Origin of the sequence: Salipaludibacillus daqingensis (assembly GCF_029891575.1) — a bacterium.
Classification (GTDB): Bacteria; Bacillota; Bacilli; order Bacillales; family Salisediminibacteriaceae; genus Salipaludibacillus; species Salipaludibacillus daqingensis.
The window spans coordinates 55,984-76,216 of record NZ_JARZHF010000001.1 but is presented as its reverse complement, the minus strand read 5'-3'; the positions used below and the strand labels follow the sequence as shown (position 1 = coordinate 76,216).

Genomic DNA, 20,233 nt, shown 5'->3' with positions numbered 1-20,233 from the left:
AGGCGAAGAATCTATGAAAAAGATTTTGAACGATGTCAATGCCGTTGTTGATGAAATGTTGGATGGAATGGTTGCAGCACACCCGAAGGAATTGAAAAGAGTGGAAGGTACGACGGTTGTTGTAAGAGCTGACGCACCAGTCAAAGGAAAAGTAGGCATTGTTAGTGGTGGAGGAAGTGGGCATGAACCGGCACATGGTGGTTTCGTAGGAAAAGGAATGCTCGATGGTGCAGTTGCAGGTGAAGTATTTACCTCACCGACACCAGACCAAGTATTTGAAGCAATAAAAGCTGTGGATGGAGGAGAGGGTGTTCTTCTCGTTATTAAGAACTATACTGGGGACGTCATGAACTTTGAAATGGCCGGTGAGTTAGCTGAAGCAGAAGGAATTAAAGTAAAACAAGTTGTTGTCAATGATGATGTAGCAGTAGAAGATAGTTCCTTTACTAGTGGTCGAAGAGGAATAGCAGGTACTGTTTTTGTGCACAAAATTGCTGGAGCAATGGCAGAAAGTGGAGCGAGTTTAGATGAAGTGGAAGCGGTTGCGAACAAAGTGATCAAAAATGTCAAGTCGATGGGGATGTCTTTAAGTCCTTGTACTGTCCCTGCAGCTGGAAAACCAGGGTTCACACTGGCAGAAAATGAGATGGAAATTGGGACTGGTATTCACGGAGAACCGGGAGTAGAAAGAACAGAAGTTCTTCCAGCAAGTGACATTGTCAAAACCTTGTTTGCAAAAGTAGATGATGACTTACAGTTAACTTCTGGGGAAGAGGTTGCTGTCATGATCAATGGATTAGGCTCGACACCTCAGATGGAACTTTATATTATGAACCACACGTTAAGTAAATTGTTAAAAGAAAAAGACTTAAACGTAACGGAAACAATTGTTGGAGAATGGATGACGTCACTTGAAATGGCTGGCGCATCAATCAGTGTATTAAGAATGGACGAGCAGTTAAAAGAATTATTGGCAGCTCCTGCTAATACGGTAGCATTTAAAAGGTAAGAAAGGATAGAATGGTTAATTTTTACTAGATAAAAGTAGGTTGCGAAAGGGCAACAACTATTCGAGTGTATGGTTAAAGGTTGTTTTTTAAACGTTGTCGTTGCCTTTCGCAAGGTTTTACTAGTTTAAAGAAACAAATTTTCAGTCGATCAAAGGCAAGGGGTTGAAAGCTTATGAACTTAACAGTTAAAACAACGATTTCATGGTTAGAAAAATTTGATGAAAAAATTCAAGTGAACAAAGATTTATTAACAGATTTAGATCAGGCTATCGGAGACGGTGACCACGGGATCAATATGTCCAGAGGATTAACGGAAGTGATGAAAACGTTAGAAAGCAAATCATTTCAAACGATTGGTGACTTAATCAAAGGGGTTGCAATGACTCTAATCGGAAAAGTTGGCGGTGCATCAGGACCACTTTATGGATCTGCATTCTTAAAAATGGGTGCAAAGATTGGAGCAAAGGAACAGTTGTCAGATGAAGAACTGTTAGAAGCATTAAAAGAAGGAGAACAAGCAATTATTCAACGAGGCAAAGCATCGGTTGGTGAAAAAACGATGGTTGATGTTTGGAGCCCATTGTTAGAAGATTTCTCGCAAGAAACTCATATTAATTGGGAAGATTTGAAAGTTGCTGCACATGAAAAGATGACAGGCACGAAAGATCTCCATGCGAAAAAAGGAAGAGCGGCTTATTTAGGAGCTCGGTCAGTAGGTCACATTGACCCCGGAGCAATGTCTAGCTACCTTCTATTTGAAAGCTTAGCTGAAACCATGATGGAAGGGGAGAATAACAATGGATAGGGTAAGTCTCGTATTCGTCTCTCATAGTGCTGACATTGTGAAAGGTTTGAAAGCTCTTCTTTATGAAATGCAACCAGCTGTTTCAATCGGGATAGCAGGAGGAGAGGAGGGGGGAGGAATAGGAACGAATGCCTTTGATATTAAAGCAGCACTAGAATCTGTGCATTCACCAAAAGGTACGGTTATCCTATTTGATTTAGGTAGTGCACTAATTAATGCTGAGTTAGCAATAGAGATGCTCGATGACCCCTCAAATATAAGAATCGCAGATGCTCCAATTTTAGAAGGTGGATATAGTGCTGTTGTGGAAGCTGGTTTTGGAAGTGATGTGGGGAAAGTTGTTGAGGCAGCAGAAAAAGCAAAGGAAATGCAGAAAGTGCACCGATCGTAAATTAAATCATTGATGTTTCTTAGGAATTCGGGGAATCCACTAAGTAAGAAGGTGCTTTCTATGAAGTTGGAACAACAAAGAATTATTCCGACAGTAAGAAATCAAATGGAATGTATGGAAGCGGTCAATCGTGGCGCGGAGTATGTTATATTACTTCATTCAGACATCAATGAACTGGTCAGCTTGCAAAAACTAATTAAACGTCGAAAGACTACAAAACTTTTTGTTCATATGGATTTAATTAAAGGGTTATCAAATGATGGAGAGGGAGTAGGATTTCTCCATAGGTATATCAATCCCTATGGTGTGGTTTCTACCCACCCTCACATCATCAAAGAGTGCAGACAAAAAGGTATGGTAACGATCCAACGTTTCTTTCTGTTTGATGAGATGAGTGTTGAAAGATGTTTCAAAAATGTTGAAAAAGGAAATCCGGACATGATTGAATTATTACCAGGTTTGATTCCTGAATGGATTACTGAAATTAGAAAAAATACAAAAAAACCGATACTAACAGGCGGACTCATTAAAACCGAATTCGATGTACAGAAGGCCTTGGATTCCGGCGCTTTAGCGATTACGACTTCTGAGCAGAAACTTTGGAATTATACTATTATTCAACCGGCAGTAGCTGTAAGGTAACATACCTGCATCATAATCTGATAAATGATCTTCATACAAAAGACGATTTTTCTCACGACTACTAGAGAGCGAGTCGTCTTTTCTCTTGCGAATTTTTAATAAATGTAAAATAATATAAACTTTCCTCAAAAACGATGAGAAGACAACTTATCCAATGTGTATCGCTTCGCCTACTCGAATGCCTGATATGATCGCACTTTCTATTCTCGTTCGACCACTCTTATCTTCTGGACTCAAGAAACTGTCTCCCGCAATGTACACCGGTTTGTTGTCTAGTTTTAAAAACGGTTGACGGTATACGTGTGTTGCTTCGGCGTATCGCCAGCGTTTAAGTTGAATATCGTCAATATTGTCAGTGGAAAATATATGTGGATAGATGGATTCTACAAGTTCTTTCAGCACTGCTGTATCTTGATTTCCAAAGCGGTTATAGCTCCATTCTCCCGTCATATAGATGGATAAAATGGATGTTTCCGAAATACCTTTTTCATCGTTAGAAATGACTTTATCAACACCATGAGGCAAACTTTCAGCACGGATACCTTTATTTCCAATTTGAACTGGTTTTTTAAGTGAAACGAGTCCAACAAAAGCAGGGTTAAATTGAGAAGAAGAAAGCTGCTCTTCTTCTTTTTTATTGAGCATAGAAGGGGCTTGAAGAAGTTTCAAAGCTTGTGGAACAGGAGCAGTAATCAATGCAACATCAGTTGAAAATGGGCTAGAAACGTCTGAGTTTAACGTCAATGTTGATGAGTTCTCTTCTATAGATACAATTCTTTCATTCAATTGGACGGATAGGTCGTGAGCAAGTTTTTTTACAAAAGGATTCATGCCATCAACGCTGGCATATCTAGGATAGTCGTCTCCAAACCAATGTTTAATCCAACCTTTAGCTAACCATTCCTCCGTGAATCCTTGTAGCTCTTTGGATCGAACCGTAAAAAATTGAGCACCGTGATCAGCCTTTCCTTTTCCTATTCGTCTTGTAGCCATTCTTCCACCAATACTGCGACTTTTTTCATAAATAATCGGATTATGACCATAATCTCTTAATGTTTTTGCCGCAAAAATTCCGCAAAGACCGCCACCAATAATAGAAATATTCATATAGAAACAACCTCCTGTAATGATATGTATGTTCTTATCTTAATTGTTTTTCACAATCTTCGCACAAGATAGGGTTTGGAAATCATTAAAAACCCATGAAAGGAAAAGACCTCTCATGAGTTTATTAATGTTCGTTAACAAAATGTATCTCGAGGTTTTGGCACAGACAATCCAAAGAGAGGTCTTAAAAATAGAGCTAAAAAGGTTCCAGCTAAAGCAAGAGCACCCCAAATATATCCATGAAGGCTAAATGATGCAATACCGCCAAAGTAGGCGCCAATGTTACAACCAAATGCTAGTCGTGCACCATAACCCATCATAAGTCCACCGATAACAGATGCGACAGCGTTTCCTTTAGTAATCTTCGAAAATTTGAAAAGTCCTCCAGCTGCTGAAGCGAGAAAAGCTCCTAAAATGACCCCGAAGTTCAATACAGTTGTCGTATCAGCAAAAATCGAACTTTCAAGGGCGACAGCTGCATCACCTTGCCAATATCCCCAGCTTGACACATTGAAGCCAATTAGTTCAGCCCCTTTAGAGCCCCATAAAGCGAAAGCGGAAGTTACACCCCACGGTTCCCCACGAGTCATCAACGTAAGTGCGTTTAACCCTGCAAGAACTACTGCTGCAACAAACAGTGGCCATGAGCCACGAAATATTCGCTTCCAACCTTTTTCGCTTGGTACAGGCCCCATTTTTGGCGCTTTCTTTTTCTTTTCAACGACTAATGTGATCCAAGCAATGATTCCGAATAAAACGACGGATAGAGCCCATGCTCCACCGTAGCCAAAGCCTGTAGATGTAGCTAACGAAATTGGCTCAGCGGCAGGCATATCTTCCGTCCAAAAAGGGAGATGGTAAGCGCCTATAGTAGAACCGACAATGAAGAAAAGTAGCGTAATAAACATGACAGATCTACCACCACCGACGGCAAAAAGTGTCCCAGAAGCACAACCACCGCCTAGCTGCATTCCAATTCCAAACAGAAACGCTCCAACTATTAGACTGACGCCTACAGGAGCTACATATCCAGCGACTTCAGCTCCGAAAAAGGAGTAACCTAAAGCTAAAATAGGAGCAAAAAATGTGACGGCGACCGCTAGCATAACCATATGTGATCGAACGGCTTGTCCATTCCCAACCGACATTAAACGGCGAAACGCAGATGTGAATCCAAAACGTGAATGAAATAACGTATATCCGAGTAATAATCCTATGATTAATAGGAGCGGATGCATTGCCTCTTGAGTAAACATTAAGTAAGTCATTAAAATTGCAGCAACAATTAATCCACCTATAATTAATTTTGTTTGTGGTTTATTTAATTCTGGTGCTGACGATTCAATATGGTCTTGTTGATTTAGATTTGTAGTTATTGTTTCCATGTTGAGTCACCTAACCTCACTAATTTTATCGGAATTATGATTGTTATGGTACGTTGAAATATTTTGATTGTCAAAGGAAGTACATATAAGGCTTATTAAACGCAACAAAAAATAGGCTCTTTTTGCTTATCAGAGCCTATTTTTTGTGTGCTTAAGGAAAAAATAAGGCAGAACACACTAGATTTATATTAAGTTTATTCTCGGTACGTACGTTAGCAACTCTTTTTCTTATTATTGTGGAAAAAAGACCTTGATCTGTACCAAATCTTGAATGGAACCGTCTTTCGCACTCCTTGTATATACTTGTAATTCTCCTTCCGTTGACGTTGGTTCGGTGTCAAATGAAAGGGAATCTCGGAATCTACCGTAATTGGGACCTGCAAACTCTGCTGTTGTGAACGTTTCTTCTATTACTTCAACGTCATTTCCATCTATTAATCGATATAACACATTTGCTTCAAAAGCTCTTGCATATCCTTTTATCGTTTCATTGTCTCTAATTGTACTACCGGGTAATGGTTGATAAACAACAATATTTTGGGAAACCGGAATAGGAATAAGTAATTTTATTCCTTCATAAATTAAATCGGGTGAAATACTTGGACGGTAGCTGTTTGCGACCAAAATATCTTCTAAAGTGATGCCTGTTCTTTGTGAGATAGAAAAAAGAGAATCCCCGACTTGCACCACATAAGTAAATGCTGGTATGCGAATTTGTTGATTCGGAAAAATGACATTTGGATTTTGTACGTTTGCATTTGTTCCAGCAATTAATGTCGCATCAGAAGAAAAACGTTGTGCTATTGCCATAAGGTTATCACCGGGTTGAACAATATAGAGAGTTTCAGTAGGGTCAACAAACAATCTTGGAATAACTAATATTTGCCCTTGATAAATGACGTAAGGATCAGTGAACGGTGGGTAAATACCGTTTGCTTGTACGATAGCGTTGACATCACTTTCATACCGAACTGCAAGACTATACACTGTATCACCCGGTTGAACCGTATGAACAATATGCGTGCCCATTTGAATTGTCATTTTTATCGCTCCCTTGTTATCTGTCATTGATTCTTATGAAACAAAGGCATGACTATATACGTAATGTTCTCATTAATTTATAATTGAACATTCCCTTATTATGTTAAAATAAAATGAGAGAAAAAGGACGTCTCCCTTGACGCCTTCTACCTATTCAGAAAAACAATAATCTATACAAAAACAGCAAGGAGTAGTTCAAATGACTATTAGAGAAGTGACACTATCAGACAATCAATCATTAGCAGAACTATTAGAAACGATTGACGGAGAATCGTCGTTTATGCTTTACGAGAAAAATGAGAGGAATACTTCAGCTAAGCAAGTTGAGGGAATTATTTCCTCCTTTTTAAAAAGTACAAATTCTAAGCTGTTAGTCGCGGAAGAAGGTAACAAACTCGTTGGTTATATCATGGCTATTGGAGGAAAAACAAACAAAAATAAACACTCGGCTTACCTCGTTTTAGGTGTAAGCAAAAGACATGCTGGTAAAGGAATAGGGACGAAATTAATGACCTCGATAGAAGAATGGGCAAAGGAAACTGGCATAATAAGACTGGAATTAACAACGATGATACACAATGAATCAGCCCTTGCATTGTATCGAAAAATGGGGTTTGAAGTTGAAGGATTGAAGCGAAGATCTTTTATAATTGATGAGAAAAGCGTTGATGAATATTATATGGCAAAATTACTAGATTGGAGCTTATTAACTCATGACAAAAGTGATTTTATTTGATTTAGATGGAACGTTACTACCAATGGATACAGATTCATTTGTAGAAACGTACATAAGAGAACTGGCAGGAAGAGTGGCTCATATTGTTGAACCTGAAACGTTTGTAAAGGCGTTATGGGGAGGCACAAACGCAATGATGCAAAACCTCGATCACGAAACGACGAATGAAAAAGTGTTTGAAGAAACATTTTTATCGATGAGCGGACTACAAAAACAAGAGATATGGCCAACGTTAGATGACTTTTATGAGACTGTTTTCCCTACCTTTTCGTATTTATCTAAACCGACAGCTTTAGGAAGACAAGTTGTTGAGGAAGCTGTAAATCAAGGATATCGAGTGGTTGTAGCTACTAATCCTGTTTTTCCGAAAGCAGCGATTTACCATAGGTTAACCTGGGCAGGACTAGACCAACTCCCTTTTGAGTTGATAACAGTTTATGAAGAAAGTGTTTATACGAAACCTCATAAACAATATTACGAGTTTATTTGTGAAAAACTCGAAGTGACTCCAGAAAATTGCGTCATGATTGGCAATGATAAACAAGAAGATATGGTTGCATCACAAATTGGTATGAAAACATTTCTTGTAGAAGGGTATGTCATCGATCGCGGAGATCCAGCATATCCTGTTCATGAACAAGGAACGTTAGAAGATCTACTTGAGAGAATTTCTAGACAACAAGGAATATTTAAAACAAACGGTTAAAATAGTAAGCAATTATTTTAAAGGAGCAACGATAGTTTAGCACAGCTAGTATAAAAATGTCGTATTCCGGAGGACGAGAAATGTTATTTTTTCCTTGTAGATGACTCTTTTCCGGAAGTCTTTTCTTTGATATCAATAATGAATAGTTAAATTTGGAAACTACATATTTTAGGAGAGATGAATATGGGAGCAAATAACTTCTCTAACCCAGTATCAGAGCAAGAAAGAGTTCATGAGTTAGATATGATTCGTGGTTTTGCATTATTAGGAATACTAATAGCTAATATGCCATTTTTTGCTTCTCCTACCATTTATTTAACGATGACCGGAGTGACATGGTGGACAGAAAGTTGGAATGTGTTTGGTGAATTTGTGATTCAATTCTTTACAGCTTCGAAATTCTTCACGATGTTTTCTTTTTTATTTGGTTTAGGTTTTGTGATTTTTCTAGAGCGAGCAATGGAAAAGGTGTCTAGTCCGAAAAAATTATTTTTAAAGAGGTTATTTTATTTATTTCTTATCGGTTTGATTCATGCATTTGGTATTTGGTATGGTGACATTCTAATTATTTATGCGTTAACCGGTGTTTTTCTGCTTTTCTTTTATAAGAGAAAACCAAAAACAGTTCTTATTTGGGCATTTTTACTTATTCTTATTCCAGCGATTTTTATTGGTTTTATGGGGTTATTAATATACTTAGCTGGAGACATGATTCCAGCTGATATGGAATCAACTGCTTCTGGGATGCAAATGCTTGAACAGTCTGTAGCTGCATATAGTTCAGGCTCCATAGCAGAAATTTTTACGCAACGAGCGACTGATTACGCTTTTATGTTTAGTAATTATTTGTTTATGATGCCCGTTGTTCTCGGAATGTTTTTATTCGGGGTTTATGTAGCGAAAACAAAGATATATAAAAACATTGAGACACACCTTGCGCTTATTCGGAAAATATGGATATGGAGTTTGGTGATAGGGCTTCCGTTCAATATTTTATTTGTTTACAGTTATTTTGAACAAGGGGCAGATGTTACTGTTTTTATGATGACGTATTTTGTAGGATCTGTCATTGGTGGTCCGGCACTTTGCTTCTTTTATATGACTTCACTTATTCTACTAACGAGAATGGAAAATTGGCTGAAGTTGTTTAGCCCTTTGCGTGCTGTTGGACGAATGGCATTAACGAATTACTTGCTCCAATCTATCGTGTCTACATTGATTTTTTATAACTACGGGCTCGGATTTTTCGGACATATCGGTCCTATTATTTGGCTCGTTTTAGCAGCGCTTATATTTGCAACACAAATTTGGTTTAGCAATCTTTGGTTAACGAAATTTCGCTTTGGTCCTGTAGAATGGGTTTGGAAAAGTTTGACATATGGAAAGAAGCAACCTTTTAAGATATAAGGTTATAGTTAGACCACGGACCGTCGTTATTTATGCTCCGTGGTTTTTGCTCGTATAAAAACAATAGGTTTCCTTAGACTAACTTTATAAATCCATAAAGGAGGAAGAATAGATGAAAAAACGAAACAAAGAGAAAAATGCAGCATTAACGAATAACAATACGCCAGATGAAAGCTTGCCAGATCATCAAGAAAAACATCAGGTTTCTCATAATCGTGAATTAGAGAAGCCGCATAATAAACGAAAATAATGAGTATTATCCAATGATGATAATGTAAGTTTCCAAATGAATAAATACCTGGTTTTCATAATGATATGCGAACCAGGTTTACTAATGTAAGTTAGAACCATGAATAACAAAGAAACATCACTCTTCCTGCGATTCGAATTCAATTTTCTTTCCCCCAACAGATAAATAGGTGAATACTTCTATTTCTGAAGACAATTTGGTGAGTCCCTGAATGAATGGTGTAACTAAATCCTTGAAATCTTCAGCTACTCCCTCTTCTTCAATCACCCCATACACATACATTTTCTTGTCAGTCATTAAAAAAGCAAGATATCCTACAGGTTTTGATTTATCCGTAACAATATTTAATACTTGAGCATCTTGTTTATAGAACTCCGGTGAAAGATATAGTTGCAATTGTTAGCCCTCCAATTTAAAGAATGATATTACCTTTTGAGTAGTGTTTGTATAAATACGAGAAACTATAAAAATCAATAACAATATCTCCTCCAAGCCCGCTACATAAACGAATCGATTATTTGAAACACTATAAGCATTACCGAACAGAGTGAGGGGAAAAAATGACTGCAAAATCTGGAGAAACGAAAGAAAAAAAGCTGCAATGGTGGCAGCTTTCTTTATTAGGAGTTGCTGCAACGATTGGAACAGGTTTCTTTCTAGGATCTAGTATTGCCATATCGATAGCAGGTCCTGCAGTGATTGGAGCCTATGGAATTGCAGCAATAGGAACGTATTTTGTATACGAAGGACTAGCAAAAATGTCCATTGCCGATCCACAAAAAGGATCCTTCCGAATCTATGCTAGAAATGCGTATGGTCGTTGGGCAGGGTTTTCTTGCGGTTGGGTTTATTGGCTATCGGAGTTGTTAATTATGGGGAGTCAGTTAACCGCTTTATCAATCTTTTCTCAATTCTGGTTTTCAAACATTCCTTTATGGATATTTGCTTCTGTTTATGCTGTATTAGGAATCATCGTTATCCTTTCAGGAGCGAAAGGATTTGATAGAATTGAAAACCTTTTGGCGGTGTTGAAAATTGCAGCGATCCTTATGTTTATCATCATCGCAGTAATGGCATTATTCGGTTTGTTTGGAAAAGGAACCGGACCAGTAACCATTCCTCTTTCGTTCGATGCATTTATGCCAAACGGTTGGACGGGGGTAATGCCGGCATTTATTTACGGTTTTTATGGATTTGCGGGTATTGAGGTGATTGGCCTTCTTGCGATACGTCTGAATAAAATGGAAGATGCGATGAAAGCTGGGAAAGTGATGTTTACTGTTCTAGGAGTGATTTATATTATTTCCCTTTCCCTTGCGTTACTATTACTCCCTTGGGATCGATTCAATACAGAGAAAAGTCCTCTTGTTATGGCTTTAAACAACTTTGATATTCCGTACATGTCGCATATTTTTAACGGTGTATTTATTATTGCCGGTTTTTCAACAATGGTCGCTTCGATGTTTGCTATGATCAGAATTTTAATAAGTTTAGCAGAAGGTTCAGATGCCCCGCGGATTTTAGCTAAAACGGTTAGGAAGGGTACTGCTCTTCCTGCCATTGGTGTAACGACATTTGCAATTACCTTAACGATTATTTTGTCGTTTCTCATGCCAGATAAGGTATATGAGTATGTGACGACAGCAGCAGGGTTGATGCTACTATATAATTGGTTTTTTATTTTAGGAGCTTATAATCGTTTACTTGAACTTTCTATATTAGATAAATTAAAACGAGCTCTAGGATTCCTGATAGTGTCGACGACAATTGTTGGGACAGCGTTTCATGAAATAAGTAGACCAGGATTTTATGTGAGTTTATTGTTTGTTTTCATTATTGCCATGGTAACAGTAATAATGATTTACATTTGGAATAAAAAGCAAGGTAAACCTGGAAGTCCTGAGCCGAGAACAATATTTACAAAAATAAAACAGTAGCTGCTTGAATCCCAAAGTAAATACCGAATCCAATCAATGATAAGCCGGATAGGATTGAAATTACCATAAGTAGACGATGACTTAAATATTTTCGTAACGTGCTTGCAAATGCAGCCATCGTAAGATCCCAAATTGTAATACCAAGAAAAATGGCACAAATATAGATTATTATTTGCTCTGTACCGAATGAATGAATCGTTTTAGCTAAAACGGAGCCGAAAATACCTAACCAAAACAATACAGTTAATGGATTAAATAATGACATAAAAAAACCAGATAAAAAAGATTTCGAATGTGAATCATTTGAAGACCTTTGCTCTGAAAGTTTGATTTTTCCAGAACCGTTTAAACTATCAATTCCTGTATAGACAAGGACAAAGAATCCAAATAACCATAGAAATGCTTGAACAAATGGAATTTCAACTAAATGTACAACACCTAAAAATACTAATAACATGTACATGCCATCTGCTACCGTTGCACCAAGCCCAACTAGCCATGCGTGAAAGAATCCATTTTTTATCCCTCTGTCCAATTGTGCTGCATTCACCGGACCAATTGGCGCAGCGAGGGAAAGTCCTAATAGCACATACGTCATAAAAATAGTCATTAACAAACCTCCATTAAACATCCAACTTTACAGGACAAGCAAGATACTTGTACATTCTATTCATGGAGTTACATTAATACGACTAAAAAGATAAAACTCTTTTAAATGATTCATTAATTGGGGCATATGTTAGCAGTAAAAAAAGAACAGCCATTTGGCTGCTCCTAAGAGAACGATGTTAGTATTGTATGGATGTCGCTTCTAAACTTAGCAAATAATAAACAATGATCACTCCGATAATGAATCCAATCAAGGCACTATAAACAATTATTTTTTTCAATGAATTCACCTCTTAATGGACGATTAGCTTACTTCCACTCGTTTATCTTGATCCAATTTATGATTTCGATAGTAATCAACCATCGTATTCAATGTTCGATCAAATGAAGGGCATGAAATACCGCTATTAGCTAAATCCTTGTTCGCTTGACGACAATCATATGAAGACATGAAAGTGAAATAACTCATTGCTTCACGTTGAACAGAAAGAAATCGCCTGATTTGTGGGAAAGCCATGCTTTTTTCTGCGAGACTAATAGGTATTTGTCCTTTTGGCATGCGTCCTAAATATTCTTTCAAAAGCATTTCATATACCTCGAACATTCGAAATGGAGCGGGATCTGTTAAGTGATATGTTTTTCCCATCCCGTCAGGAAGATGAGATAAATAAATAGTCGCACGAATGACATAATCGACAGGAACAAAGTTCCCCTCTGCTTTACCAGGTCCTAAGTAAGGTATCCATGGACTGCGATGCACCTGATCAAACATTCGCAAGAAAAAATAAGGTCCATCAAATTTGATAGTTTCTCCTGTTACGGAATGACCTCGAACGATACCAGGTCTTATAATGGTTGTTGGAATATGAGAAAGGTTTCTGCGAACATATACCTCTGCATCGTACTTTGTTTTTTCATAATGATTTTTAAAATCTTGGTTCATTTCGAGCTCGACTTCGTAAATTTTCCCTTCCCGTTTTCCCGACACATAAGCTGTACTGAAGTAGGTATACCGTTGCAAATTTTCTAGACTTTTACACCAATCTGTTACGTTTTTTGTCCCTTGAACATTTACTTTTTCTGCAACAGGTTTGGAGACTGATAAATCATAAATAGCCGCAAGATGAAAAACGTGAGTGACCGTTTGTTTCAAAAGTTCGAGAGTACGTGCTTCTATGCCGAGGTCATCCTTCGTAATATCACCTTCGATAAGAGAAATATCAATATTTTTAATTTTGATAAGTTCTCTGACATGACGTTGTGCTCTCTGCTTCTCGGTTGGTAATATAAGCATATAAATATGATGGATATGATCATTCGAATGAATCAATTCTTTGACTAATTCTTGAGCTAAAAATCCAGGATAACCAGTAAAAAAATAGACATTTCCCATCTAAATCCCCCTTTGATAAGTAAATATTTACTAATTTTAGAATAAGCCATTTTTTAGAAGTTTTCAATAGTTGATGGCATATACCCAATAAGGTATAATAGTCGTGTACAGGAGGATGATCTATGAGCACAAATCAAAAACAATGTGGACCAACTGGTCAATGAGGAATTCCAAAAGAGGCTGACGCCCGTTCGAATGATAAGAAGTTCAAACTACCTGGTATATGACCGGGTGTCTGGCTATGGCTCCTGGTAGGAGCCTATATTTTAATATCTCAATGGCTCTGAGGCTAGATGTCTCAGAGTTTTTTAGTATGAATACAGCGAGGAACGAAAAATCTATTTTTATTAAAGGTAACCTAATATACCAAAGAAAGTTCGAATTTGTACGTATCGTGGAAGTTGGAATCGACTATTAATCTCTGAATAATCCGTCAAAAATGAAACCATACGAAGTCACACGACGTACATACAAGGTAGATGTTCCTCACTAGCTGAATGTGAAAGCGCCTTAAATGTATGGAAAACTATGAATATTCTTAAAAGAAAGCGGTGGTTATGTGCTGATCCAGCTTATTATTATTTCAGTTATCATTTTTGCTTTTATTTATATTCTTCGTAAGGGCATGGATGTTCATTATGATAATTACGGCTCTTATTCAGGTGCGAAAGATAACACCAAAATTTGTTCCTCATGCGGAAAACCTATGAACATGACTTATCGGGGTGAGAATACATCGACGATTTGTAATCAATGCCGATAAATAGTCGTCTTATGGTTAGGCGTCTGTCTGGAAAGTGAATGTACCTTCCATTTCGAAGAGGGCAACTTTTGCATGACTAGATTAGGAATGTACAACCTGGCATTTTTAATAATGAGGTGATTATATGAACGTAAGACGCGTTGTTATAGTATACAGAGGAATAATTTTGATACAACTCTGTGTTTTGTTATAGATACTCGTTCACTTTCAATATGGCCATTACAGCAAAATAACCGCCGCACCCCAATAACACCAGACTTGCAGTGATACAGATACCATTCAAAAGACGTGGATTCAGTATTTTTTTACTGAAAAAAACGGAGAATGCTAGATTTAAATTCCAAAGGGCGATTCCGATAAAGACTGCGCTGCTTATGAGAAAAGCATGCAGAGTATTATTTTGCTGAAACGTCTCACTTAAAACAGATCCGTATATTCCGAGCCAAAACAGCAAATTAAGAGGATTAAAGGCAGCAATGGAAGCGCCAGTCAAATAAGAATTTAGTAATACCTGTGAATGGAAACCGGAACGGGACTCCTGAAGGGAGTCAACAGCAGGAAAGGGTTGCGGCTTTAATCCTTGAATTCCTGTGTAAGTTAATACTGCAGCTCCAAATATTAAAAGCATAAGCTGAACGCTTTCTAACGTTAAAATTTGAGATAAGCCTTGATACATAAGAAACATGATGATGAGATCGGCACTCATTCCGCCTGCTCCTACAAGGAGAGATGGCCAAAAGCCGTGGTAGATGCCTCTACGGATAATTTCTATATTAATAGGGCCGATTGGAGCAGCAATAGATAAACCGAGCACAATCTGTCTGATGAGCAGGATGAACAAAACGAAAGCCCCCTTATTTTTAAGCTTGTCTCTCTTATTAAATGAAGACATAGGGGGAATTAGAATCGAAAGTTTTATATTGGATAGGTAACAGTAAGGAAAAGATATCTTCCATAACAGCATAAAACATAAAAAATCCCCGGATATCCGGGGACGGTTTCCATTATGAGGTTCGAACGAAAAGGTGCTTGGAAACCCAAGCACCCTTCAAATTGGATTATATTGTCGCCTTGTTAATTGATATGATATTTTTCAATTTTGTCTCCCAAAACCGAAAACGTTACAGTTCAAGGTCAAGATCTTTCTATATTCGTTACCCTTGTGATTGATACATTGCTTCAATGACTTTCATATTATTATATGTGCTTTCAGCTGTGTAGGTGGGCTCAACACCGTTTAAGACACATTGAGAAAAATGTTGTATTTGAATTGTAAACTGATTTGCATCAAACTCTTGGTGGTCAAGGATATCACCAATACTATTTTTCAATGTCACTTCGCCTTTTCCACCATTAGGGTTTTTATCTGGCCTAAATGCATAAGGTACTTCTATCGTTCCTTTTGTTCCAACGACTTCATAACGATTGACGTTCGCCTCTTCAAAACTACAATCAATGATAGCGTCCGCATTCGCAAACGTGAGAATAGCAGATGCAGAAATATCAACCGAAGAATCATTTAACTTTCTAGCTGATGAAAATACTTTAAGAGGTTCTTCTTCAAGGATAAACCGACTTACATGAACACAATAACAACCAACGTCATAAAGACTGCCACCACCAAGGTTTTGTCTTAATCGAATGTTATCACTTGTTAAATCAAGCGGGAAGGAGAAAGACGAACGTATTTTTTTAATGTCTCCAATAGATCCTTCCGAAATGAGTTTTTTTACATATTGATGTTGAGGGTGAAATTGGTACATAAATCCTTCCATCCAAATAACAGAATTTTGTCTTGCTGCACCGCCCATTTCTAAAACTTCTTCAGAAGTAATACCAGCAGGTTTTTCGACAAGAACATGCTTTTTGTGCTTTGCAGCTTCAATAACCCACGTTTTATGAAGAGAATTTGGAAGCGGGATATAAACCGCATCTATTTCAGGGTCATTTAGAAGGTCTTCATATGTGTCGTATGACTTTTTTGCTCCCCATTCTTCAGCTGTTTGTTTTGCTTTTCCACTTTTACTAGCAACTGCTACTAATTCTGCATTATCTGCATCATGGATGGCGGGAACCATTGATTTTTTTGCGATATTTGCGCTGCTCAAAATACCCCAGCGAACGACGTTAGTCATTTAGAACATCTCCTTTAAACTAATCTTTCCTTCTCTACATGGTTCGCTTCCAATGAAAGAAATTCCTCTAAAAGAAAGGATATTTTATTCTGTATTAGAGTGAAATTGATATTCTTTTTCTTGCATTATCAAACGTACGTTCGTATAATAGCATTAACAAACAAATCGTAATGAAACTTATATAGGAGGTTTTTATGATGCAAGGCGTGTTAAAACGTAGTTTTCAGGAAAATCAGCCATTAGAGATGATTTACATGTCAGCAAAAGGACTTGTCACAAAACGGAGAATTACGGTTCATTATTATGATGACGAATGGGTGAAAGGGTATTGTCATTTAAGAAAAGGGGTTAGAAGTTTTAAACGCTTGAATATTCTTTCGATACTGCCAATGAATGCAAACAAAAAAAGGTCAGATTATAATAAATTCGTCCAATAAAATGAAATAGTATAAAAAAGGTAGTAATACCTAAAATTTAAAGGTCTTGAAAAAGAGGTTGTCTCTTTACAAGGCCTTTTAGTTTAGACAAAATTATAAAATAGATAATTATACCAGGAACAAAGGAGTAGAGTCAGGACGTTTGATTGACTTTTTGTTATTTAAATATAACATATCAAAATTGTAGATTTGTTTGAAGCTTGTTTTAAGTGGTATAGCCAGACTAAGCTTGATTATTTAAATCTTGATTATCTAAATTAAGATACCAAAAAAAGGAGTTGACTCATTTTATGACAACCGAAGAAAAAAACGAGCAAAATGGAGATACATTAAACTATTTACTTATTGGTAGTGCTGTTGGAGCTGGAGTTGGATTATTATCAAGTTCAGATAAAGGAAAAAAAGTTCTTAAAACACTTTCGACATCGCAAGTTGCTAAAATGGCAGGGCAAGAATTAAAAAAATCATTTCAGGATAAGATTACCGAGCAAGCGGTAAGCAGTGTGAAAAAATCAATTTCAACATACATGAATAAAATCGAGGAGAAAGTTCCAGTACCTGTCCCAGATAAAGTGACCGATAAGATAGATGAAAAACTCGGTCTTGATCAAGGAACTGAAAATGAAGAGGAAGAAAACGAATCGATGAATGAAGAAGAAGAAAAAGAAACAGAAAATGAGGAAGAAGAGTCTAATTCTACCAAATCAGGGGAATTCGATGAACTCAAAGAAGAAAATGAAAATTTAAATGATCGATTGGATAAGATTGAACAAATGTTAACTAAACTTACTGAGTCAAAATAACAAAAATATTTAAGTACGGAGGGATTCATAATGGCACAAGAAGAACTAGAAAAAAATGTTCAAGATCAAGAGGGTCAGGAAGAACAAGGTGAGCAAGAGTCTAATAACGGTAATCGTGGAGTAGGTCCACTAACACGGACAATTACAGGATCAATTGTTGGAGCCGCTGTTGGTTATGCAGTTACTCCTGGAAATCGAGAGAAAATAAAAGATAGTGTGAAACGTATTGACGGAGAACAGTGGAAAAGTAAAGGGAAAGAAATCGGAAAGTCAGCAAAAGACAAAGCGATTTCATCTGCTGAAACGTTAAAAACAAAAACTGGACAACTGTTCAATTCGAATAATGCTAACAATGATTCTGAAGAGGTTGAAGAAAGTGAAGAAAGTGAAGAAGAATCTTCCAATGACTATCAATCACTTAAAGAAGAGAATGAAAATTTAGGTAATAGATTGACAAAAATAGAAGAGATGATTAGTAAACTTGCCGATAGTGGTTCGAAGGAAGAAGAGGAAAGCGAAGAGGAAACAGAAAAAGAAGAAAAAGAAGAGGAAAAAGAAAATTCTGAGGAAGAAGAAAATCAGGAACAAAAAGCCGAAGAGCAAGAAAATGATGAAAAAGTAGAAGATGAAGAAGAAGAAGAAAAAGAAACGACAGTTCAAAAGAAATCTTCTTCAACTAAGAAATCTGATTCGTCAAAAGAAGAAGAAGAGGGTGAGTCCTCCTCTGCTAGTGAGAAACCATCTGAGTCTAAAAAGAAAGAATCAGAAACGTCTAAAAAGAGTACTAGCGGTTCAAACAATAAAAGTGCTAGTAGTAAAAGTAAATCAGGCAGTGCTTCGAAAAGCTCAAATAAAAAGTAAATGTTAGAAACTAGGTAGTTTTTTATAGATCAATTAACTGCGCAGTTTAAAGTAATTAACTGTATGGTCCTAAGAAGAGGTGATTGCATGAGTGATCAAATTGTGAGACCAGAGGTTGACTCTGTATTGCAGCTGCTCACGGAAACAACAAATACTGAGAATTATAGTGTAGATATGACACTGAATGTGAAAGGAACACTTGTTACAGGAACAGTGATTTCTACCATTGAATACCTCACTAGTCTAGCCGATGAATTTTCTGAAGAGAATGAGGTAGAAAAAAATATTTATCAAAAGTTGACAGAAGCAGTAGCAAGTTTGGAAGAAGAACAAGAACCGGAAGTCAATTATGTTCATATGAAAGACGCAAAAATGTTTAGTGAATCAGGAAAATCTTTACCATCAAAAGGTTCTGTGTTGTGGCGTGGCAAATTAAGTGATGTGGATGGTTTCTTTTTGGGAAAAGTCACTTCAGAATAAGATAACTAGACATCTAGTTCAATATAATCATTTTCAAAAAAACAGTTTAACCTCTCTTATCTATTGGGAAGACGCCAACCAAAGATACCATCTATCGTTTAATATTGATGAAATTTATATAAAGAGAGGTGGTGTCATGAAAAATGTCAGATGATAAAAAAGATGATAATCAATTAGTAGATGGTGATACTGCGAGAAAAGCACTCATAGCTGGTGGTGCTGGACTTGCGGGAAGTGCTGCACTAATGGTGAATAAAGACATTCGCCAAAAGGTTAAAAAATCTTTTAAAGCAGTCAAAGAAGAAGTGAAAGACGAAGCAAAAGATGAAGCAGAAGATGTCGTAGACGACATGCCTAAAACAAAAAATGCAGTAGCAGCAAGTGCCATTGGTAAGAAATTTTATAACACGTTTGAGAAAGTTCGCGAGGCAAAAGAAGATATTAAGGAAAACTTAGAAGGCGCTGGAGACCAGTTGAAGGAAAAAGCGGAAGAAGCAAAAGACCGTGCTCATGAAATAAAAGGAACACTGAAAGATCAAGCGGAAAACGCGAAAGAAGAAGTAAAAGATAATGAGCTAACGAATTCAGACAAAAGTTCTTCTGATGATGGCATCAAGAAGGCCAGCGACCTTAAAGGTTATTCTGACATCAAAGGTGCTAGTAATATCAAAGGCGTTAATAAAATTAAAAAACCGTAAAGGAGCGATGTAAGAATGGCTATTCAAAAAAGTACAGATTCATCAAGTTTGGCAGAGGTAGTAGATCGAATATTAGATAAAGGTGTCGTAATCGATTTATATGCACGAGTGTCATTAGTCGGTATAGAATTAATTACCATAGAAGCCCGTGTAGTTATCGCAAGTGTCGATACATGGTTACGTTATGCTGAAGCGGTTGGATTATTAAGAGATGAAGTCCAAGGTGAAGTTGATTTAGAAACATCAGACGAAAGAGGTCAAGAACAGCTTAACTTTGCCTAGTAAATAAACAGGTGTCAAGCGGCATATGTCACACACATATGCCTGCTTGTATTTCTATAAAAAGGCGGGAATTAATGATGAAATTAGAAAAAATTATGGATTCAGTCAGTTCTTTTTTTGAAAAACATGTGAGACCGGTACATCGGATCACGTCTGTTTCAGAGAAAGATGAATATTGGGAAGTTGGACTAGAAGTAATTGAAGAAAAAGAATACATGAAAAGATACGGTCGAGATCAGTTGATTGGTGAATATATTGCCAAGTTAGATGATGATCTGGACGTTACTTCTTTTGAAAGAATGGCCTTAAGACAACGTACATCTGTGAAACGGGAAGATGAAGAAGGGAGGTAAAG

At 37.1% G+C, this 20,233-nt stretch carries 24 protein-coding genes; 16 read left to right on the top strand and 8 right to left on the bottom strand.

Annotated elements, in window-relative coordinates; all coding sequences use genetic code 11:
* Nucleotides 1-13 precede the first annotated feature (13 nt).
* From dhaK to QDN89_RS00405, 4 genes are all read left to right on the top strand, one after another.
* Complete coding sequence (gene dhaK / locus QDN89_RS00420) at nt 14-1,009, top strand: dihydroxyacetone kinase subunit DhaK (protein ID WP_280768105.1); 996 nt, start codon at nt 14-16, stop codon at nt 1,007-1,009.
* Between the two features lie 173 nt (nt 1,010-1,182).
* Entirely contained in the window at nt 1,183-1,815 is a 633-nt protein-coding gene (dhaL, locus tag QDN89_RS00415) for a dihydroxyacetone kinase subunit DhaL (RefSeq protein WP_280768104.1), read from the top strand.
* Entirely contained in the window at nt 1,808-2,206 is a 399-nt protein-coding gene (gene dhaM / locus QDN89_RS00410; protein ID WP_280768103.1) for a dihydroxyacetone kinase phosphoryl donor subunit DhaM, read from the top strand. The genes dhaL and dhaM overlap by 8 nt, the downstream gene beginning before the upstream one ends.
* A gap of 60 nt (nt 2,207-2,266) precedes the next feature.
* The gene (locus tag QDN89_RS00405; RefSeq protein WP_280768102.1) at nt 2,267-2,848 is read left to right on the top strand and encodes a glycerol-3-phosphate responsive antiterminator; all 582 of its coding nucleotides are present in this window, start codon (nt 2,267-2,269) and stop codon (nt 2,846-2,848) included.
* A gap of 147 nt (nt 2,849-2,995) precedes the next feature.
* Here the strand turns inward: QDN89_RS00405 and QDN89_RS00400 are convergent, their stop codons facing one another.
* The 3 genes from QDN89_RS00400 to QDN89_RS00390 all read right to left on the bottom strand — a co-directional run bounded on the left by QDN89_RS00400 (nt 2,996) and on the right by QDN89_RS00390 (nt 6,381).
* Nucleotides 2,996-3,955, bottom strand: a complete 960-nt coding sequence (locus tag QDN89_RS00400; RefSeq protein ID WP_280768101.1) for an NAD(P)/FAD-dependent oxidoreductase — start codon at nt 3,953-3,955, stop codon at nt 2,996-2,998.
* 134 nt (nt 3,956-4,089) lie between these two features.
* Nucleotides 4,090-5,340 (bottom strand): YeeE/YedE family protein, encoded by a 1,251-nt coding sequence (locus QDN89_RS00395; RefSeq protein ID WP_280768100.1) that lies wholly within the window; start codon nt 5,338-5,340, stop codon nt 4,090-4,092.
* A 231-nt stretch (nt 5,341-5,571) separates the two neighbouring features.
* Nucleotides 5,572-6,381: a LysM peptidoglycan-binding domain-containing protein gene (locus QDN89_RS00390; RefSeq protein ID WP_280768099.1), complete on the bottom strand. Its 810-nt coding sequence runs from the start codon at nt 6,379-6,381 to the stop codon at nt 5,572-5,574.
* Between the two features lie 199 nt (nt 6,382-6,580).
* On the opposite strand from QDN89_RS00390, the gene QDN89_RS00385 reads away from it, so the two are divergent.
* The 4 genes from QDN89_RS00385 to QDN89_RS00370 all read left to right on the top strand — a co-directional run bounded on the left by QDN89_RS00385 (nt 6,581) and on the right by QDN89_RS00370 (nt 9,480).
* Nucleotides 6,581-7,117, top strand: a complete 537-nt coding sequence (locus QDN89_RS00385; RefSeq protein WP_280768098.1) for a GNAT family N-acetyltransferase — start codon at nt 6,581-6,583, stop codon at nt 7,115-7,117.
* Nucleotides 7,095-7,823 carry an HAD family hydrolase gene (locus QDN89_RS00380; RefSeq protein ID WP_280768097.1) on the top strand — a complete coding sequence of 243 codons (729 nt, stop codon included), beginning with the start codon at nt 7,095-7,097 and terminating at the stop codon, nt 7,821-7,823. Before QDN89_RS00385 ends, QDN89_RS00380 begins: the two co-directional genes overlap by 23 nt.
* Nucleotides 7,824-8,006: 183 nt before the next feature.
* On the top strand, nt 8,007-9,230 hold the full coding sequence (locus QDN89_RS00375) for a DUF418 domain-containing protein (protein WP_280768096.1): 1,224 nt from the start codon (nt 8,007-8,009) through the stop codon (nt 9,228-9,230).
* 112 nt (nt 9,231-9,342) lie between these two features.
* Entirely contained in the window at nt 9,343-9,480 is a 138-nt protein-coding gene (locus tag QDN89_RS00370; RefSeq protein WP_280768095.1) for a hypothetical protein, read from the top strand.
* A gap of 117 nt (nt 9,481-9,597) precedes the next feature.
* Here QDN89_RS00370 and QDN89_RS00365 read toward each other — a convergent pair whose 3' ends face one another.
* On the bottom strand, nt 9,598-9,876 hold the full coding sequence (locus QDN89_RS00365) for a hypothetical protein (protein WP_280768094.1): 279 nt from the start codon (nt 9,874-9,876) through the stop codon (nt 9,598-9,600).
* A gap of 164 nt (nt 9,877-10,040) precedes the next feature.
* Here QDN89_RS00365 and QDN89_RS00360 point away from each other — a divergent pair, with 164 nt between their 5' ends.
* Nucleotides 10,041-11,417 (top strand): amino acid permease, encoded by a 1,377-nt coding sequence (locus QDN89_RS00360; RefSeq protein ID WP_280768093.1) that lies wholly within the window; start codon nt 10,041-10,043, stop codon nt 11,415-11,417.
* On the opposite strand, the gene QDN89_RS00355 is transcribed toward QDN89_RS00360, so the two are convergent.
* The 4 genes from QDN89_RS00355 to QDN89_RS00340 form a co-directional block, all read right to left on the bottom strand.
* Nucleotides 11,398-12,027 (bottom strand): LysE family transporter, encoded by a 630-nt coding sequence (locus tag QDN89_RS00355; protein WP_280768092.1) that lies wholly within the window; start codon nt 12,025-12,027, stop codon nt 11,398-11,400. The genes QDN89_RS00360 and QDN89_RS00355 overlap by 20 nt on opposite strands.
* A 303-nt stretch (nt 12,028-12,330) precedes the next feature.
* A complete protein-coding gene (locus QDN89_RS00350; protein WP_280768091.1) occupies nt 12,331-13,419 on the bottom strand; it encodes an SDR family oxidoreductase in 1,089 nt (362 codons plus the stop codon).
* 950 nt (nt 13,420-14,369) lie between these two features.
* Complete coding sequence (locus QDN89_RS00345) at nt 14,370-15,023, bottom strand: LysE family transporter (RefSeq protein WP_280768090.1); 654 nt, start codon at nt 15,021-15,023, stop codon at nt 14,370-14,372.
* A gap of 313 nt (nt 15,024-15,336) precedes the next feature.
* Nucleotides 15,337-16,317 carry a Gfo/Idh/MocA family protein gene (locus tag QDN89_RS00340; RefSeq protein WP_280768089.1) on the bottom strand — a complete coding sequence of 327 codons (981 nt, stop codon included), beginning with the start codon at nt 16,315-16,317 and terminating at the stop codon, nt 15,337-15,339.
* A 194-nt stretch (nt 16,318-16,511) separates the two neighbouring features.
* Between QDN89_RS00340 and QDN89_RS00335 the strand changes: the two genes are divergently transcribed.
* From QDN89_RS00335 to QDN89_RS00305, 7 genes are all read left to right on the top strand, one after another.
* Nucleotides 16,512-16,754 carry a hypothetical protein gene (locus QDN89_RS00335; RefSeq protein ID WP_280768088.1) on the top strand — a complete coding sequence of 81 codons (243 nt, stop codon included), beginning with the start codon at nt 16,512-16,514 and terminating at the stop codon, nt 16,752-16,754.
* Between the two features lie 290 nt (nt 16,755-17,044).
* Nucleotides 17,045-17,557, top strand: coding sequence for a YtxH domain-containing protein (locus tag QDN89_RS00330; protein WP_280768087.1), 513 nt, complete (start codon nt 17,045-17,047; stop codon nt 17,555-17,557).
* A 30-nt stretch (nt 17,558-17,587) separates the two neighbouring features.
* Complete coding sequence (locus tag QDN89_RS00325; RefSeq protein WP_280768086.1) at nt 17,588-18,418, top strand: YtxH domain-containing protein; 831 nt, start codon at nt 17,588-17,590, stop codon at nt 18,416-18,418.
* Between the two features lie 87 nt (nt 18,419-18,505).
* Nucleotides 18,506-18,898: a gas vesicle accessory protein GvpU gene (gene gvpU, locus QDN89_RS00320; RefSeq protein WP_280768084.1), complete on the top strand. Its 393-nt coding sequence runs from the start codon at nt 18,506-18,508 to the stop codon at nt 18,896-18,898.
* 143 nt (nt 18,899-19,041) lie between these two features.
* Nucleotides 19,042-19,596, top strand: coding sequence for a YtxH domain-containing protein (locus QDN89_RS00315; RefSeq protein WP_280768083.1), 555 nt, complete (start codon nt 19,042-19,044; stop codon nt 19,594-19,596).
* Between the two features lie 15 nt (nt 19,597-19,611).
* Nucleotides 19,612-19,878: a gas vesicle structural protein GvpA gene (gene gvpA / locus QDN89_RS00310; protein WP_280768082.1), complete on the top strand. Its 267-nt coding sequence runs from the start codon at nt 19,612-19,614 to the stop codon at nt 19,876-19,878.
* 74 nt (nt 19,879-19,952) lie between these two features.
* Nucleotides 19,953-20,231, top strand: coding sequence for a gas vesicle protein GvpR (locus tag QDN89_RS00305; RefSeq protein WP_425335354.1), 279 nt, complete (start codon nt 19,953-19,955; stop codon nt 20,229-20,231).
* The last annotated feature ends 2 nt before the right edge of the window (nt 20,232-20,233 follow it).